Genomic DNA, 16,056 nt, shown 5'->3' on the forward strand with positions numbered 1-16,056 from the left:
TCGTAGCCTCTTGCATGAGGAAGTGAACCGCCCGTTAGAACGGGTTATATAAATAGAAGGAGGCGTTATAATGGAAGCGAATATTAATACGCAAGATGTAGTTTCAAAAAAGCCATCATTATTTGGAATGATTACTTCTCCAGGTGAGCAATTTGAGAGAATGAAGACGAGTAATGCAGTTTGGGGTGCATTTTGGCTACTTGTTTTAATAGCTGGGCTTGTTGGGGGATTTGCTGCTTATGTATATTCTCTAACACCTGAGGCAATTAAGCTTAATAAGGAATTAGGTGTTACTGTTTCAGCTGCAATGACATACGGTATGGGATTTGGGGTAATTGCTATTAGTATGGCATTTGTCTTTCTACTTAGTGCTGTGGTGTATAAAGTGTTAATGGTGTTTATAAGCAATGATACTTCTTATAAAAAATTATTAGCGATTACTGTATATTCAAGTGTTATTTCATTACTTGGTTTATTAATAAATACGATTTTAGCATATATTTTAGGTGGAACGGGTCAAGAAATGTACACTGGCCTAGAACCGATTTTCGCCTCAAGTAGTGGTGTTGTAAAAGGTATTGTAAGTAAATTTGAAGTGTTTACAATCTGGGGATATGCAGTTACATGGCTAGGTCTTCAAATTACAGCAGGTTTAACTAAAAAGCAGGCAACAATTATTACTATTGTTTTCTTTGTTTTAACTCTTGGAATGGGAGCTTTACAAGGTATGTTCCAATAAGGAAATAAAATAGAAAAGGTGACTCTTCAAGAGAGTCACCTTTTTTATTTTTACCCTTACTTCAAATACCACCAACAAAATTTCAAATACTATCTAGTGTAATTTCAAATTCCATCGGTAGTATTTGAAATTACTCACAGTGAAATCTTTTCTTTATTTTTATATTGTGAAGGTACCGCGGAATACTAGAAAGGTATACCTTTTAGAAACGGGTACTGTGTGAAGCCAGCGACTTTTACAGAGGCAGTTGTTTTGTATGAAGGAATGATTGTAAATCAAATAAAGAAATTAGGTATTCGCCAAGATTATGAAGAGTATTATCAATGTGGTTTAATTGGTCTTTGGCATGCGTATGAAAGATTTGATGCAAAGAAAGGGTATTTCCCTGCATATGCACTTGTAACGGTGCGTGGTTATATATTAGAAAGATTGAAGAAAGAATCTACTGTACAAGAAAGATGTGTATGTGTAGGTGAGTATGAGGATATTTTTCATTTTGAAGATGTTGAAATAAGAGTGAAGGATTTTATGAGTGTGTTAGATGAGAAGGAGAAGTATATTATTTTTGAACGTTTTTTTGTAGGAAAGACGATGGGAGAAATCGCTTTAGAGACGGAAATGACATATTATCAAGTAAGATGGATGTATCGGCAAGCACTCGAGAAAATGCGAGATAGTGTAAGAGGATAAAAATAGCAAATAGAATGGAAGTTAAGGAAATACTACCTTCCATTCTATTTGTTATTAAGGTGATGAATCTTGCATGTTCATTTGGGATAATACATATCCAGCTTTCCATAATTGCTGACTTAGCTTATGGGAACTAATTTGTATCGTTACGGTAGCTCCGTTTGAAAAATGAATTTTAGCTTGTTTAGCTTTTTTGAAAAACTCTATTGTATGAACATGTTTGAAGAAAAGCCAAATACAATTTGGAGAAGCAGGAGATTCTGTTGGGAAAGCGCAAATATATTCTCTATGATTGATCGGAATTGGAACGTTTTGTTTAAATTTAAATTTTGTTTTTACGGCATTACGTCTCCCTTGATAGGTAGAATGAATATTTGTTAGACAAGATTTCTGTATAAGTTGGAGAGCAGTCTGACAGGAGTAAAGATGGTTTCCGCTACTGTCGATGATTTTTGTACGGTAATAAGGGTGTTTACATGGTTCAAGCATCATTGTAGAACTAGAAATAAAAATGTTGTTTTCATTATCCATAATTCTATATCCTCCCTTATAATTTTCATTCTGAATATAATTATATATAAATTAAGTAAATTGGTTGTTAATATTCTATTTCATATTGTAAATTTTGGCTATTCGTTTACAATCAATAGGTGATAGTCTTTCTAATTTGCATCGCTTGTACATATATATGAAAATAGAAAAGAGTAGGCGGTGATATAGTATGAAGAAAAAGTATATTATTATGGCTTTAGTTGTCATTCTCCTAGTATATTTAGCAAACAGCAATCCGAGTAAAGGAGAATATACAGAATGGGCAGCGAAGCAGTTTATGAAGCGAAATGATGTGAGTAAGAAGCTAGATGAAGTTCAAAAAGAGAATGAAGAGGGTCTTCTTGGCGACTTGGCATCGGCCGGTAAAAAGTTAGCGAAAAAGTATGTTGAGCCACAAGTTGGGTTATTAATTGATCATTATACGAAGCGAAATGATTATATATTCTTCTCAACATATACGACTGAGTTTGATATAGGTGAAGAACATTATAAGTACGTATGCGTCGGTTTTTCAAAGATTTTTATTCCGATTGAAATGCCGAAGAAAAAAGACGAATCTGCAAAATGATGCAGATTCGTCTTTTTCATTTTATAAAGTAATTGGAATTTCAGATACATTTTTTTCTACAAGGCGAGCTCCCTTTTTTCTTGTATTTTCATCAATGGATGAAAATACAGATGAGGCAAGGATTGTATCCATTACTTGATTTACGACTTGTGCATCGATTGGTGTGATGGGCGTATCGATAGAAAAAACGACTGTTTTTCCATCTTCTTTCGCGAAAATTAACTCTAGTACTTGCATGTGTTATTCCCTCCTTTGTATTTATCCCGCTATTTACGGGACTCGGGTCTGCTGGTTAAATTGCGGCTAATAATCAGTGGGGATGAATAAAATCCCCACTGATCTGAAGTTTTACTTTATAGTTTAGAAAGATCTGATGTGCTTACAAGTTGTACAGCATGAAGTGGTGATGCTTGTAAGGAAGCGAGAGCATGAGCTACGTTGTGTACTTGATCTAAGCTCGCATTTGTTTTAACACGTTTAAATTGTTTGCTCTTGAAAACTGTTTTGCCATTCTTATCTAATCCGTTGTTTAATACTAGACGTAAAGTTAAATCCATTACGATTGTTTCAATTGCCATGTGTATCACCTCCTTTCACTTTATAAATAGGGCGTGAATGTCATGTTTTGGCGTGAAATTTTTTCTTTTTTTTGGTACCCTTAAAAGATTAAGAGAGGAGAATTCTGGATAATGAATCGTAAATGGTTATTTTGGATTCCTGTATTACTATGGATGGGGCTGATTTTCTATTCTTCGGCACAACCATATAAAAAGCAGGATATGCGTTCAGATATTGAACAATATGTCAATGTTGAATTTGTAAAAGAGCATTTTTCATGGGTATCTATCGATTATGGTGGAGGAACCCCTGTTAGTATTGCGAATAAAGGTGTAGGCGGATTTATTGAGTTTTTCCTTCGTAAAGGTGCTCATTTTATGGTGTTCTTTATGCTAGGTTCATTGATTTATTACGCTTTTCATCGATCAGGTCATTCGAGGAAAAGATGTTTTATATATGCCATTCTTTTCGTTGCGGGTTATGCAACATTTGATGAAATTCACCAATGGTATACGGGGGACCGTACACCAATGTGGCAAGATTCATTGCTTGATACGTGCGGCGGATTAACGGGAATTATAATAAGTAATTGGTTTTGGAATAGAAAAAAGCGCTAATCTCATTTCGAGATTAGCGCTTTTTTTGCGGGTAGTAAAACTTCCGGTAAAAGCCCGATTGGTGAGGGCTGATAATCAGTGGGGGATGAACAAAACCCCTACTGATTAAAGTTTCACTTTATACACCAAGTAATTCTTTTAGTTCGTCTGTTGATAGTTCAGTCATCCAGCTATCACTTGTGATGACCGCATTGTTTAGAGATTGTTTTCTTTCTAGCATTTCATCGATTTTTTCTTCTAATGTTCCTGTTGTAATGAGTTTGTGAACATGAACAAATCTTTTTTGACCAATGCGATATGCGCGGTCTGTTGCTTGATTTTCCACAGCTGGATTCCACCAACGATCGTAGTGAATGACATGGTTGGCAGCAGTTAAGTTTAATCCTGTTCCCCCAGCTTTTAAGGATAAGATGAAAATGTCATACGTTCCGTTTTGGAACTCCTCAATCATCTTGTCACGATCTTTTTTCGGTACACTACCGTTTAAGAAGAGGACACGCTGGCCAAATTGTTCTTCTAGCACACGTTTTAGCATGTTTCCCATGCCGATGTACTGAGTGAAGATGAGGCAACTTTCATTTTGATCTTTTATATTTTCGATGAGCTCCATTAACGTTTTTGTTTTCATAGAGCGTTCAACGACATTTTGTGGTTCTTCTTCTTTTAAATAAAGAGCAGGATGATTACAAATTTGTTTTAGCTTGTTCAACATAAGTAATATAAAGCCGCGTCTTTCAATTCCGCTTAATCCTTCTACATTTTGCAGTGTATCTTGAACAAGTTGTTCATATAAGGAAGCTTGTTCACCAGTAAGAGGACAGTAAGCTTTTTGTTCTTGTTTATCTGGTAAATTTAATGCGACTGTTTGATCTTTCTTCGTTCGGCGCAGTAAAAATGGTGAGATAAACCGTTGGACTTGCTGGATTTTTCCTTCATCACGATCTTTTTCAATCGGTGTGACGAAGCGGCGTTGGAATTGTCCTAAGCTTCCGAGATATCCATGATTAATAAAGTCGAAAATGGACCAAAGTTCAGCGAGGCGATTTTCCATTGGTGTACCAGTTAAAGCGATTTTGTGATTTGCCTGCAAGTTTCGTACTGCTTTCGACTGTTTCGTATGTGGGTTCTTAATATTTTGTGCTTCATCCAAAATAACAGCATCCCAGCATAATGAAGTCAGTTCTTCCTCATCGAGTTGAGCCAATGCATAAGATGTTAATACAACATCTGCTGATTGAAGGAAATCTTCAAATGAATTGCCCTTCTCTCTATTACTTCCGTAATGTAATTGGACACATAAATTCGGTGCGAAACGCTCAAATTCTTTTTGCCAATTTCCAAGAACAGATGTCGGCGCTACGATTAATGCAGGGCCTGTTTTGAGATTGTTTTCTTTTATATATAGTAAGTAAGAGATTGTTTGAATACTTTTCCCGAGTCCCATATCGTCAGCTAGCAATGCTCCAAATCCAAGCTTTCGTAAATATAATAACCATTCAATACCATGTTGTTGATACGGACGAAGTGTTGCGTTTAGTGAAGTAGGGACATCTACCTTTGGAATATCTCCAATATGAAGCAGCTTTTGGAATAGTTCCTCATAATATCCATCTAGTTCGATTTCAATATCAGTAAACGGACTATCATCTTCTACAATTTCTGTTTCAGCCGTATTTGATAAATGTTGCTGCAGGACATCTTTCATCTCTAGTCCGTATTTATCGGCACGGTTCATGAGTTTCCTTACTTCTTCGATAAAGGCTGGATCTAGTCGCATCCATTGACCATTTATATTAAATAGACGTTTGTTTTGTTCAACGAGCTCGAAAAATTCGCTTTCTGATAAATCAATGCCGTTCGTCGAAATGCGCCAGTCAAAATTAACGAGCGTATTCATACCGAAGAACGATTGTGTTTGTGCTGTATTTTGCTTCAACTGGACACGTAATTTCGGTTTTGTTGCTTTTAAATTTTGCCACCATGATGGTAGTAAAATTGTAATGCCGGCTGCAAGTAATTCGTTGCTTGCATCTGTTAAGAAGTTCCAAGCTTCTGTTTCAAAGAGCTCATTTCGGAATGTATCTCCTTCTTTTAACCACGGTATGAGCTTACTAAAACCTTCTTGTGTTTCTGTAATCCGTTCTTCGTAATCGTGCCATCTTTTCGGTAAGGAATCGATGTTTTCATATACATATATGCGATGAGCCCCGCGCTTTGGTGTCACAATTGTTTCAAGCTTCCACATTTCAAATTCTTCTTGTGGTTCTTGTAGTCTTAGTCCGATTGTAAACGGAAGATCATCTTCAATATAACCGATTTTTCGAAGCCAATCTTCTTCATGTAGTGCTGTTTCCAATTGTCTTTTCGTAAAGTCGTAATGTTCATATAGCCTTTTAGCATCTTCCCAGCCGTCATTTGAGCGATTATCTTGTAATATGCTTTCATTAACTGCTGCTGAGAAAAGAGATGCTAATGTATCATCTTCAATTGGTGTATTTTGAACTTTCCAAGATGGCTGTTTAGGCCAATGATTCATATCTGGTACGAAGCTACCACTCGTAAAGGCGTCCCATAATTCATTTGCATCTTTCGTAAGTGCTGTAATAGGTCCGTTTATTTGCATATGTGCAAAGGAATTCATCGGTTTGTTTGCAATGTATTCAAAGGCTTGTGCATTTGTTAGGAGCACACCTTGTTTTCCTTCGAAGGTTGCTTCTTTTAGAGAAGTACCGTAGAAAGAAGTGGAGTGCCATGTGAATGCATTTCGTTTCCAACTTTTTACGGATAATGGAGTACCGCTGTCATCTTCTCCCCAAAGGAACCAACCTTGACTAACATGCTGGAGCCTAATTGTTACTTCAGTTTGATTGATCATCGATTAATTTTCCTTTCCGTAATTCCTCTTGTAGTGCACGCAGACGTGAATGGAGATTGGCGATGTGAATAATGAAAGCATCCCATTCATCGGTGCGTTTTAATCGTTTATACAATGTACGTAATTTCTTTAAGTAACGAACTGCGCGTTTATATGATTTACGATTTCGTTCTTCAATCGCCTCTACAGCAGCAAGATGGTAAAGAGGAAGTGCCACTTCTGGCGCTTCTTTTTCAATATCTTTCAGTGGCTCTTTCAACAGCTCAATTGCTTCAAATCCATATAGGAGATGAAGCTCTGCCCATGTACGATACTGTTTTTTCGCGAGTACGTACTGTTCATAGTTTGTGAAACTATACGGTAATAGTTCTTGTAAGATCATTTCGAAACCAGCTTGTTCATTTGTATGTGTTGCATATGTTTCATACATGATTACAAATAGCCGAACGACATCTTTTATGAAAATCGTATTTTCGTGATCTTGGATCGTTTTCTTTACTTGTTTATACGTAAAGGAAAGCCAGTTTTTTGCACGATCCCAATGCATGGCACTTAATAGTTCTTCTAACCAATAGAAGTATAGACTCACAACAGAAGCAGGCTGTTTTTTTAGTAAGTCCATCGCTAGTAGATCTTCGTCATTTAAAAAGAGAAGATGAGAAGACGCTAACGCTTTAGATAGTGGATTGATTTTCGTATCGATTCGTTTTTCTTCTTCTTGTATTTTCTCTTTATTGTTTAAAAGTTCACTCCATATGTGACGATAAATGAAAAATCGCTCTTGCGTATAAGCGTCGGTAGAGAAGAATACTTCATGAACGAGACGAGCTGTTTCTTGTAAAATTATTTCAGACTCTGAAGGAATCGCTTCTGATTGTAAGTCCCGAACGATGGATTCCACTTTGTCTACAAATAGGCGAATGACATTAACAGGTTGGTGATAAGAATATGTTTTGTTTGCTTCGAATGCCTGAATTTCTTCTAATAATTTTTGAAAGCAGTAAAGTGCTGCGTGTAACCTGAATAATTCATGTATCGCAATGATACGCGGAGCTTTCCGCTCAAGTTTCGTATAGAAATCTGTAAAGATACTCATAAGAAAATACATTTGTTTATAAGTAAGCCGAGCTTGTTCTTTTTTAAATGAATCATATTCTTTTTCAAAATATGATTCCCAACTTTTATAGTCAGTTTCTTCAAAAGCTGATGATTGTAATACTTGTCTTGCAGTTCGAATAGGGGGAAGGGAAGGTTTCGTATTATTTTTAAATAAAGTTAATACATCTCCTACTTGCCCAAAACTAGACGCTGCAGATAGTAATACAGCGAGCATATGCTCACATTGTGTTGGTGCGAAGCAATCACAATAGCTTTCAGCGACGTTACGAATCGGAATATGAACGCTATATACGTTGCCTTCCGCATCTACAGTTCCTGATAGTGTATAACCATCAAAGTCAACGTTATAGACAACACCACTACGATATAGGTGCCGAGCTGTAGCGACATGTTCCTGATCAGCTGTTTGCTGTGGATCTAGTCCTTGAACGAACTCATTCGCAATCATCATAATTTCATCTTTCGTAATTGAGTGTTGCAGCATAATATTCCTCCGTACACATATTTCTTTCCTTTACCATTATAAACAAAAAATGCTCAAAACAGAAAAAATGAAATTTGGATTACATAACTTGAAAATCATGGTAATATATAAAATGTTAATTTCGTATATTACTATATATTTATAGGAGGGGAAGTTGTGTCAGATTTACAAGCGAAGTTTGGGAATGGTATGAACAAGTTGCAAGAGGGAATTGAGCAAGGAAAGATGAAGTTGCAAGTTGCACAAGAGGTTGCACAACTAAAGAAAATTACGCAGGAGAAGTTACAAGCGAAAACTGAAATTTTGTTGGAGCTTGGTCAAACTACATATATGCAACTGCGCAATGATGAAGTTCGAATAGAGGTATTGAAAGGAATTGTAGAACCGGTACAAGAGCTTGATATTGCTATTTATAACATGCGTAAGCAAATTGCTAATTTGCAGAATCAAGGTCAGAAAGGGCAGTGTAGCTGTGGTGGCTCATTATCATTAAATGATAAATTTTGTGGACAGTGCGGGAAAGAAAATGAGTTACTCCTTCAAACAAACAATGTTGAAAATGAATCATGTTCTTCATGTAGTGAACAAATCGCAACAGAAGCTATATTCTGTCCAGTTTGTGGTATGAAGCAAAGTAAGGAGTGAGGAACATGTATTGTAAAACTTGTGGTTTAGAACAGTCTGATGTATCAAATTATTGTACGCATGATGGGTCTAGTACAGGTGGTGTAGCAAGTCATATTATATTAGCGCCTAAAGACTCAAAATATTGCCGAACTTGTGGAGTGGAAAGTAAAGAAACTGCTACATATTGTGAGAAATGCGGCGATTCCTTACTAGTAGGTATTACGAAAAAAGAAATGAAAACGAAATTACCAGACCAGGGTGTACAACTAAATGTGGGTTCATCTGGAATTGCTTTGAAAAAAGGCTTACTTGGTGGTGGTCTGGCAATTATATGCATGTTTTTGGCTGGCTGGATTAGTAGTTTAATTATCGATGCAGCGATGAATGATTTAATGAGAACGATGGTTACAAATACGAACGGTATGCTGGATATGACTACCATTAATCAATCTTTCATTGGCATAGCGCCATTAATTTTAATGTATCATTTAGCGGGTCTTGAAGTCAGTGGAAGTGGTACATACATAATGTCATTTATTCTTCATGTCCCATTGTTCATTTTATTAACTATTCCAGCACTTATATTAGGTGGAATTGGCTTTTTTGTAGAGAAAAAAAAGCCGTCTATTGTTTGGCGTGAGAAGCTAGTAACAGCATGTATTATCGGTATTGTATATGGAATTTTCTTATGTGTTATAAGTTTTGTAGCAAGTTCTTCTACGACGATTTCTCAATTCTATGAAACAATGACAATTAATGTTAGTTATTCTCATATTATTAGTTTGTTGTACGGTATTATATTTGGTTTATTATTTAGCTTTATTGGCATGAGTATTGCAGCGGGACCACATCGTATGCTTTCCGCAATTAGTCAAAGTGTTCCATATGCAGCATCTATTTATTATAGTGTAGTGACTGTTTTAAAAGGATTAATCATTACATTTGGTATTATACTTATTACGATTTTATTTAGTAGTTCAAAATCAATGGGACCAATTGATTTCCCTGAGAAAACATATAAAGCATTAATTTCATTAGAAGCAACACCGTATATGTGGAATATGGCTCACTTTGCTCCAACTGCAATTGAATGGGCGAACATGGAGAAAGAAATACAGAACTATCCAGGAGGAAAAGGGCCGTTACATTTATCATATACATCAGGCATATCATTAAATGGTACGTCTTTAAAAGATGTGGCAATTGCTAATGGTGCTTCTGCTAAAGAAATTAAATATATGGATGATTTCAATTCCTACATGCATTGGTGGGGTTTATTAATTTTAATACCATGTATCTTACTATTTAGAGCTGGAATGAAATTAGCTCAATATCCAATGAAAAATATATATGTAACAATTGCGATGTTTAGTGCGGTTTATACTGTGATGATGCTTTGTGTAAATGGATTAGCAAAAATCCAAATCGAAGCTTCAGGTAGTAAGGAAATTATGAAGGAATTTACGGGGATTTCTGGTCCGCTATTATCGATTCAAAGTAGCACGATGTATTTAATAGTAGGTAGCTTTATTCTTTCTTACGTATTAGTGTTTGCTGGGATGAAGTTGGTAAAAAAATAAGGGGGAGAATCGCTTGAAGTTTTGTGGAATATGTAATGAAAAAGTTGCAGACCATTTAAATTTTTGTCCAGAGTGTGGAAGTAAGATAGAAGAAATAGCTGATCAAACAGCTTCTTCTCGTTCAGAAATACAACGGGAAACAAAGCCGGTGAAAAGTAAGAAGAACATATTTTTACTGCTAGGTTTTCTTGTTATTTTTGCTATATTGTTCGGAGCATATAAATTTGGTGCAAGCAAGTTTTCAAAGGAAAAACAAGTAAACGTTATGATTGAGGCGTTTCAAAAGAAAGATGCGAATGCAATTGATGAGTTTGTAAAGGTAGATGATCCGAGCTTAAAGATTAAGGCAGAGGATATTAAGGCATATATCCGTTATTTAAAAGACAACCCTTCATATAATAAAGAGCTGCTGTCTTATTTACAAAGAGAGACAGTGGATCAAAAACTAGCAAGTGATAAAGCATCGTTTAAAGATGGACAAATTATAGAAGACGGAAAAGAATGGTTTTTATATCCGAAGTATAAATTTAGCATGAAATCGTATTATATGAATGTAAGTACAACTGCGAAGAATGCAGAAATATATGTGAATGATAAGAAAGAAGTAGAATTGTCTAATGACAAAACTTCAAAAGAAATTGGTCCATATTTTCCGGGTTCTTACGTTGTAAAGGCAAAAGCAAAGTCAGAGTTAACTGAGTTAGAAACAGAAAAAGAAGTAGATTTAGCAGATGAAAAAAGTGCGAAGGTAGATGTAAATTTATCATTAGAAGGCAATTATGTAACAATTTCCTCTGATGAAAATGATGCAAATGTAGTTGTGAATGGTAAGAAGCGTGGGAAGTTAAGCCGCGGAAGTTATAAACTTGGTCCTGTACCAACAGATGAAACGGTAGAAGTGCATTTAGAGAAAAATGCTGAGTTTGGCTTAATTAAATCAGAAAGCGTTAAAGTTGGAGACCAAAGCACCTATTACTTAAAATTCCCGAAAGAAACATCAAGTTCAGCAGTGGGCGAATTTGTAAAAAATCATATTTATGATAACGTACGTGCAATTTCATTAAATGATTTTAGTTTAATTGAAAATAATTATGATAAGAGCGGGAAATCGTATAAGGAAGACCGTGATTATATACAGTATTTACACAAAAAAGGAATTACAGAAGACTTATTAACGATGGAAGTTCGTAATGTAGAGCGTCAAAGTGATACGAAATATAAAGTAACGACATATGAAGAGTATCATATTCGTTACGGTGATGGATCTGTGAAGTTCAAAAGTTTTAACAACGAACATATTGTAACTGTGAATGGAAATGGAAAGATGTTGTATCATTCTCTTGGTGCAAATAATACGTTGAAATCAGAAGATGTATCTGGTCCAACTCGTTAATATGAGAGAGGCTGTTCAATATTTGAACAGCCTCTTTTTGTAGCTAAATCGATATTTCGTGTCAAACCGTTGATATATCGTAAGTTATGATAGATATAATTGAAAAATTGTTGATATATTGCGATTTATGATAGATATATTCGGAAAATCGTTGATATCTTTTTTTACAATTATGAGTGCGTTTCCTTTAATATCGCTTGTACATATGGATCATGTAATATTTGCTCTATAATTGGTAACATGTTTTGTTCAAATGGAATGTCGATAGGAAATGGCTTTTGAGAGCCTGGTTTTATTCCATATTGCACAATTTTGTAGTGTGTATTTTTTTCTGACTTGAGCACAATTAGCTTATAGCGATTATCATCGCCAGCGAGTGAGAAATCAATAGAAGTAGCGTTATATGTTACTTCATCTTTATATATGTACGGTTTTGGCGTACCAATCCAGTCTACTTTTGCTTGTACATTCATGGGCATAGCCTCCTTATATGTATTATAAATAAATAAAAGCCAGCTCTCAATAAAGAGAACCGGCTTGTAATTTAGCAGTCATTGGTTATTTTAAAATTTTCACTTTAACAGTTTTGCGTCCCCATTTTTGAGCAGCGCTATCTGATCCAAGTAAGATATCGATACGGTTACCTTTAATTGCACCACCAGTATCTCCAGCGATAGCTTCTCCGTAACCTTCTACCCATACTTTAGATCCTAATGGGATTACTTTCGGGTCAACAGCAATCATTTTCATGTTTGGATTCGCAGTTAAATCATGACCCATTGCAGTTAATACACGGCCGCCATATGTGCCACCGTTTTCGCTCGGATGAGCTGTATATGCTGTAGCTACAACTGTTAACTCACGACCACCAGATGGTTCGCTAGTTTCAGCAGCTTTCACAGCAGGCTTAGCAGCTGGTTTTGCTTGTGCTGCAGGTGTTTGAGCCTTAGCTGGTGCTTCAACTTTAGCTTTAGCAGGAGCAGTTGTTTCTTGTTTCTCAATTACAGGTGCTGTACCTGTTAAGAAAGGAACATGAACATAAGCTGTTTTCCCGTTATATTCAAATTGTAACCACTCATTTTGTACTTGGCTCGTTGTTTCGATTACATCGTCTTTCTTCAACTTTCCAAGAATTTCTGAGTTTGTGTTCGCTTCAGCACGTACGTTTAATACGTTAGCTGTTACGTAGTAGATGCTTTTTGTGAACTCTGCACTTACGAATGCGTCTTTACCGTCTAAAGTAACTTTTGACCATCCGTTCTCTGTATTTTGAACATCTATTTTATTACCGTTTAGTAATTTACCGACAACTTTTGATTCAGTAGTAGGGTTTTCGCGTACGTTTAGTACGTCTGTTGTTACAACAGTTTCTGCATTAGCAGATGATGTGAAAATCCCAAGACCAAAAACTGCTGCTGTTGCTATTCCAATTAATTTTTTCATGATAGCCTCCATTGCGTTTGTTTTCGTGTCCTCATTATAGCAACAGATTTTTTCGGATTTGGGGAAAACACACAATTACAAACCATTCGTAATCAGTCGTTAACATCCTGTAATATAACAAAAAATATAGGAAAGCGTTTTTCATTCTATATGACTCATAGGTTGCTGGTTATATTCAAAATATTTAATACAACATATTTTTTTCGACGTAAATAAAAATATTACAGGAATGTTACATGATGTTTACTAAACGATTACATTCCTTGAGTATTTTACCGTTTTATGGGTAATATAGTTATATAAACATAAATATTTTGTTTGTGAAGCTATAAACACGTGCTATATACTAGCAAAAAAACCGCATAATTGTTACAAAACGAAAGGGTTGCAAGGAAGAAATTCGCCCTTTTTTACATATGTAACACATCCTTTTTTAGGAAAATACATTCCTATCCGCGTTTTTCTCACACAATTTGACAGCAGTATTTCTAACTTGTAGCTCTTGCAGAGTGAAAAGGTTATACGAAAGGTAAGGCTGTCTATAAGAATTCGAATTGGTGAAGGTGAAAGTAAGAAAATCACCGCAAAATTATAGTTTTCTATCCGATTTTACATATCGGAATTTATGTTATTTACAAAAGCGAAACCTACGAAGGGGGATTTGATGAGGAAACTGACAAAAACATTCATCGTTTCATTAACATTATGTATTGCATTTACAATTTGGGGGATTATTCCCGAATCTATTATTGGAAAAGGTAGCTTAGGAAATGTAACAACTGCAATTCAAACTGCATTAGTTAGTAAGTTTGGGTGGTTTTATATTATTTCCGTTTCTATTATTTTAGGTGTGTCTATCTTTTTAATTGTTTCGAAATACGGTTCTATTCGTTTAGGTAAAGATGATGACGAACCTGATTATAGTTATATGACATGGTTTGCTATGCTATTTAGTGCTGGTATGGGTATCGGCTTAGTTTTCTGGGGCGTTGCTGAACCATTAAACCATTTGTACGCACCTCCGTTTGGAGAAGGTGCAACTGAGGAAAGTGCGCGCCTTGCATTGCGTTTTTCATTTTTCCATTGGGGATTACATCCTTGGGGACTATATGCGTTTGTAGCGTTATGTATTGCTTATTTTACCTTTAGAAAAGGAAAAGCAAGTACGATTAGTGCGACGGTAGGTCCGTTATTTAAGGGTGGGGAACACGGACGTATTGCTCATTCATTTGATGTGTTAGCTGTTTTCGCAACTGTGTTTGGTGTTGCAACTTCATTAGGTCTCGGTGCAAAACAAATTGCAGGTGGTGTTAGCTATTTAACATCTATTCCGAATTCATTAACGACACAGTTAGTTATTATTGCAATCGTAACAGTTCTTTTCATGTTATCTGCACAAACAGGTCTTGATAAAGGCATTAAATATTTAAGTAATACGAACATTATTTTTGCATTTGCACTTATGATCATTGTATTATTTGCAGGTCCAACAAACTTTATTATGAATTACTTCACTTCAACAATAGGTTCTTATATTCAGGAATTGCCAAGTATGAGTTTCCGTTTAAGTCCATTGGATGAAGGCGGAAATCAATGGATTCAGTCATGGACAATTTTCTATTGGGCATGGTGGATTGCGTGGTCACCGTTCGTAGGTACGTTTATTGCTCGTGTTTCACGAGGTCGTACAATTCGTGAGTTTGTTATCGGTGTGTTACTTGTACCGACCGTAATCGGTGCGCTTTGGTTCTCCGTTTTCGGCGGGACTGGTATTCACATGGAGCTGTTTGGTGATGCACATATCTTTGAAAAAATTAAAGAGATGGGAACAGAAGTAGGATTGTTTGCTATGTTCGATCAGATGGGAAGCTTTGGATCAGCTTTATCTGTTTTAGCGATTCTTCTTATTTCTACATTCTTTATTACATCGGCAGACTCTGCAACATTTGTTTTAGGAATGTTAACGACACATGGTAGTTTAAACCCACCAAATCGTATTAAAATGATTTGGGGTATCGTTCTAGCCGCGATAGCTTCTACCTTATTATATATTGGCGGATTAGAAGCCTTACAAACGGCAGCTATCATTGCAGCATTCCCATTCGTCTTTGTTATTTTCTTTATGATGGCAGCATTATTTAAAGAGTTACAAAAAGAAGGACGTATGAAGCGTCATTAATAATAGAAGGAAAAGAGCTGATTTTATATCAGCTCTTTTTTTATCCCTCTATTTGCTGAGCAGTAAGAACCCCACCTCAAAATTCAGCAAAAGCAAATAAATCGAGCTGCTTGTAAAAGCCCGATTGGTGATGGCTAATGAAAGTTTCACTTTATATAGAAGGAATTTGAAATGCGGGTAGGGGAAATAAAATACTTTACTATATAAGTAGTATGCCCTTTATATGAAGAAAAAACGATAGGTTTCGACAATATTCGATACCTTACGAATTCTATTCGTATTTTTGTCAAAAATATGTCGGAAATGTGTTGTCACTTTTATGTATATGTGCTATATTATTTCCTGTAAGCGATTTCAAATAGTTTTAAAGCGCATTCAAGGGGGACATCTAGAATAATGAAACGTTACGAAAGAAAGTGGAAGCATATTTGTTTGAAACATGTGGCACATCGTAGTGTCCAAGAAAGCACGGAACCTAAGACTGAAACGCGCAAAGAACAGCAAGAGAAGCAATTGGTTCTACAAAAATAGCAATCACTTTTTCGTATATAAATGAAGGTCGATCGTTCGTTGGGGGATGGACGTGAAATTACTTTCAGCTAAGGGGTATTGTCTGATATATAATTTATACG

Annotated in this window: 15 protein-coding genes; 8 read left to right on the forward strand and 7 right to left on the reverse strand. The window is 35.8% G+C overall.

Translation table 11 applies throughout. The features are described from left to right. The first annotated feature begins 70 nt into the window (after nucleotides 1-70). The gene (gene yknW / locus DN403_RS04800; protein WP_063676156.1) at nucleotides 71-739 is read left to right on the forward strand and encodes a YknW family membrane protein; all 669 of its coding nucleotides are present in this window, start codon (nucleotides 71-73) and stop codon (nucleotides 737-739) included. 219 nt (nucleotides 740-958) lie between these two features. Beyond that, nucleotides 959-1,429, forward strand: coding sequence for a sigma-70 family RNA polymerase sigma factor (locus DN403_RS04805; RefSeq protein ID WP_000801295.1), 471 nt, complete (start codon nucleotides 959-961; stop codon nucleotides 1,427-1,429). Between the two features lie 54 nt (nucleotides 1,430-1,483). On the opposite strand, the gene DN403_RS04810 is transcribed toward DN403_RS04805, so the two are convergent. Then, entirely contained in the window at nucleotides 1,484-1,960 is a 477-nt protein-coding gene (locus tag DN403_RS04810) for a competence protein ComK (RefSeq protein WP_000368310.1), read from the reverse strand. A 190-nt stretch (nucleotides 1,961-2,150) separates the two neighbouring features. Here DN403_RS04810 and DN403_RS04815 point away from each other — a divergent pair, with 190 nt between their 5' ends. Next, nucleotides 2,151-2,549: a DUF4359 domain-containing protein gene (locus tag DN403_RS04815; RefSeq protein ID WP_000731400.1), complete on the forward strand. Its 399-nt coding sequence runs from the start codon at nucleotides 2,151-2,153 to the stop codon at nucleotides 2,547-2,549. Nucleotides 2,550-2,570: 21 nt separating this feature from the next. On the opposite strand, the gene DN403_RS04820 is transcribed toward DN403_RS04815, so the two are convergent. Together DN403_RS04820 and DN403_RS04825 are read right to left on the reverse strand one after the other, a co-directional pair. Beyond that, the gene (locus tag DN403_RS04820) at nucleotides 2,571-2,786 is read right to left on the reverse strand and encodes a DUF2922 domain-containing protein (protein ID WP_001197592.1); all 216 of its coding nucleotides are present in this window, start codon (nucleotides 2,784-2,786) and stop codon (nucleotides 2,571-2,573) included. A gap of 116 nt (nucleotides 2,787-2,902) precedes the next feature. Then, nucleotides 2,903-3,127: a DUF1659 domain-containing protein gene (locus tag DN403_RS04825; RefSeq protein ID WP_000963861.1), complete on the reverse strand. Its 225-nt coding sequence runs from the start codon at nucleotides 3,125-3,127 to the stop codon at nucleotides 2,903-2,905. A 111-nt stretch (nucleotides 3,128-3,238) separates the two neighbouring features. Here DN403_RS04825 and DN403_RS04830 point away from each other — a divergent pair, with 111 nt between their 5' ends. Next, nucleotides 3,239-3,724 (forward strand): VanZ family protein, encoded by a 486-nt coding sequence (locus tag DN403_RS04830; protein WP_001080704.1) that lies wholly within the window; start codon nucleotides 3,239-3,241, stop codon nucleotides 3,722-3,724. A 118-nt stretch (nucleotides 3,725-3,842) separates the two neighbouring features. Here the strand turns inward: DN403_RS04830 and DN403_RS04835 are convergent, their stop codons facing one another. Both DN403_RS04835 and DN403_RS04840 read right to left on the reverse strand, forming a co-directional pair. Further along, the gene (locus DN403_RS04835; protein WP_000610096.1) at nucleotides 3,843-6,599 is read right to left on the reverse strand and encodes a DEAD/DEAH box helicase; all 2,757 of its coding nucleotides are present in this window, start codon (nucleotides 6,597-6,599) and stop codon (nucleotides 3,843-3,845) included. Beyond that, on the reverse strand, nucleotides 6,583-8,202 hold the full coding sequence (locus DN403_RS04840; RefSeq protein ID WP_000939128.1) for an SWIM zinc finger family protein: 1,620 nt from the start codon (nucleotides 8,200-8,202) through the stop codon (nucleotides 6,583-6,585). The genes DN403_RS04835 and DN403_RS04840 overlap by 17 nt, the downstream gene beginning before the upstream one ends. Nucleotides 8,203-8,358: 156 nt before the next feature. On the opposite strand from DN403_RS04840, the gene DN403_RS04845 reads away from it, so the two are divergent. Genes DN403_RS04845 through DN403_RS04855 form a run of 3 tightly spaced genes read left to right on the forward strand, consistent with a single transcriptional unit; the run spans nucleotide 8,359 to nucleotide 11,802 of the window. Next, complete coding sequence (locus DN403_RS04845) at nucleotides 8,359-8,847, forward strand: zinc ribbon domain-containing protein (RefSeq protein WP_001281736.1); 489 nt, start codon at nucleotides 8,359-8,361, stop codon at nucleotides 8,845-8,847. A gap of 5 nt (nucleotides 8,848-8,852) precedes the next feature. Beyond that, nucleotides 8,853-10,409, forward strand: coding sequence for a zinc ribbon domain-containing protein (locus DN403_RS04850; protein ID WP_149185322.1), 1,557 nt, complete (start codon nucleotides 8,853-8,855; stop codon nucleotides 10,407-10,409). A gap of 13 nt (nucleotides 10,410-10,422) precedes the next feature. Then, complete coding sequence (locus DN403_RS04855; protein WP_000666859.1) at nucleotides 10,423-11,802, forward strand: zinc ribbon domain-containing protein; 1,380 nt, start codon at nucleotides 10,423-10,425, stop codon at nucleotides 11,800-11,802. Between the two features lie 170 nt (nucleotides 11,803-11,972). Here DN403_RS04855 and DN403_RS04860 read toward each other — a convergent pair whose 3' ends face one another. Beyond that, the gene (locus DN403_RS04860; protein WP_001102538.1) at nucleotides 11,973-12,275 is read right to left on the reverse strand and encodes a DUF3910 family protein; all 303 of its coding nucleotides are present in this window, start codon (nucleotides 12,273-12,275) and stop codon (nucleotides 11,973-11,975) included. A gap of 85 nt (nucleotides 12,276-12,360) precedes the next feature. After that, nucleotides 12,361-13,245: a cell wall-binding protein EntA gene (locus DN403_RS04865; RefSeq protein WP_000733345.1), complete on the reverse strand. Its 885-nt coding sequence runs from the start codon at nucleotides 13,243-13,245 to the stop codon at nucleotides 12,361-12,363. A 664-nt stretch (nucleotides 13,246-13,909) separates the two neighbouring features. Between DN403_RS04865 and opuD the strand changes: the two genes are divergently transcribed. Continuing rightward, the gene (gene opuD / locus DN403_RS04875) at nucleotides 13,910-15,424 is read left to right on the forward strand and encodes a glycine betaine transporter OpuD (protein ID WP_001230116.1); all 1,515 of its coding nucleotides are present in this window, start codon (nucleotides 13,910-13,912) and stop codon (nucleotides 15,422-15,424) included. Nucleotides 15,425-16,056 lie beyond the last annotated feature (632 nt).

The organism is Bacillus sp. AY2-1 (genome assembly GCF_008368965.1).
Taxonomy (GTDB): domain Bacteria; phylum Bacillota; class Bacilli; order Bacillales; family Bacillaceae_G; genus Bacillus_A; species Bacillus_A thuringiensis_S.

Coding starts and splice junctions, on each gene's coding strand:
- DN403_RS04825 (WP_000963861.1), bottom strand. CDS start 3,127: ATGGCAATTGAAACAATCGTAATGGATTTAACTTTACGTCTAGTATTA.
- DN403_RS04810 (WP_000368310.1), bottom strand. CDS start 1,960: ATGGATAATGAAAACAACATTTTTATTTCTAGTTCTACAATGATGCTT.
- DN403_RS04850 (WP_149185322.1), top strand. CDS start 8,853: ATGTATTGTAAAACTTGTGGTTTAGAACAGTCTGATGTATCAAATTAT.
- DN403_RS04840 (WP_000939128.1), bottom strand. CDS start 8,202: ATGCTGCAACACTCAATTACGAAAGATGAAATTATGATGATTGCGAAT.
- DN403_RS04835 (WP_000610096.1), bottom strand. CDS start 6,599: ATGATCAATCAAACTGAAGTAACAATTAGGCTCCAGCATGTTAGTCAA.
- DN403_RS04865 (WP_000733345.1), bottom strand. CDS start 13,245: ATGAAAAAATTAATTGGAATAGCAACAGCAGCAGTTTTTGGTCTTGGG.
- DN403_RS04830 (WP_001080704.1), top strand. CDS start 3,239: ATGAATCGTAAATGGTTATTTTGGATTCCTGTATTACTATGGATGGGG.
- yknW (WP_063676156.1), top strand. CDS start 71: ATGGAAGCGAATATTAATACGCAAGATGTAGTTTCAAAAAAGCCATCA.
- DN403_RS04860 (WP_001102538.1), bottom strand. CDS start 12,275: ATGAATGTACAAGCAAAAGTAGACTGGATTGGTACGCCAAAACCGTAC.
- opuD (WP_001230116.1), top strand. CDS start 13,910: ATGAGGAAACTGACAAAAACATTCATCGTTTCATTAACATTATGTATT.
- DN403_RS04815 (WP_000731400.1), top strand. CDS start 2,151: ATGAAGAAAAAGTATATTATTATGGCTTTAGTTGTCATTCTCCTAGTA.
- DN403_RS04820 (WP_001197592.1), bottom strand. CDS start 2,786: ATGCAAGTACTAGAGTTAATTTTCGCGAAAGAAGATGGAAAAACAGTC.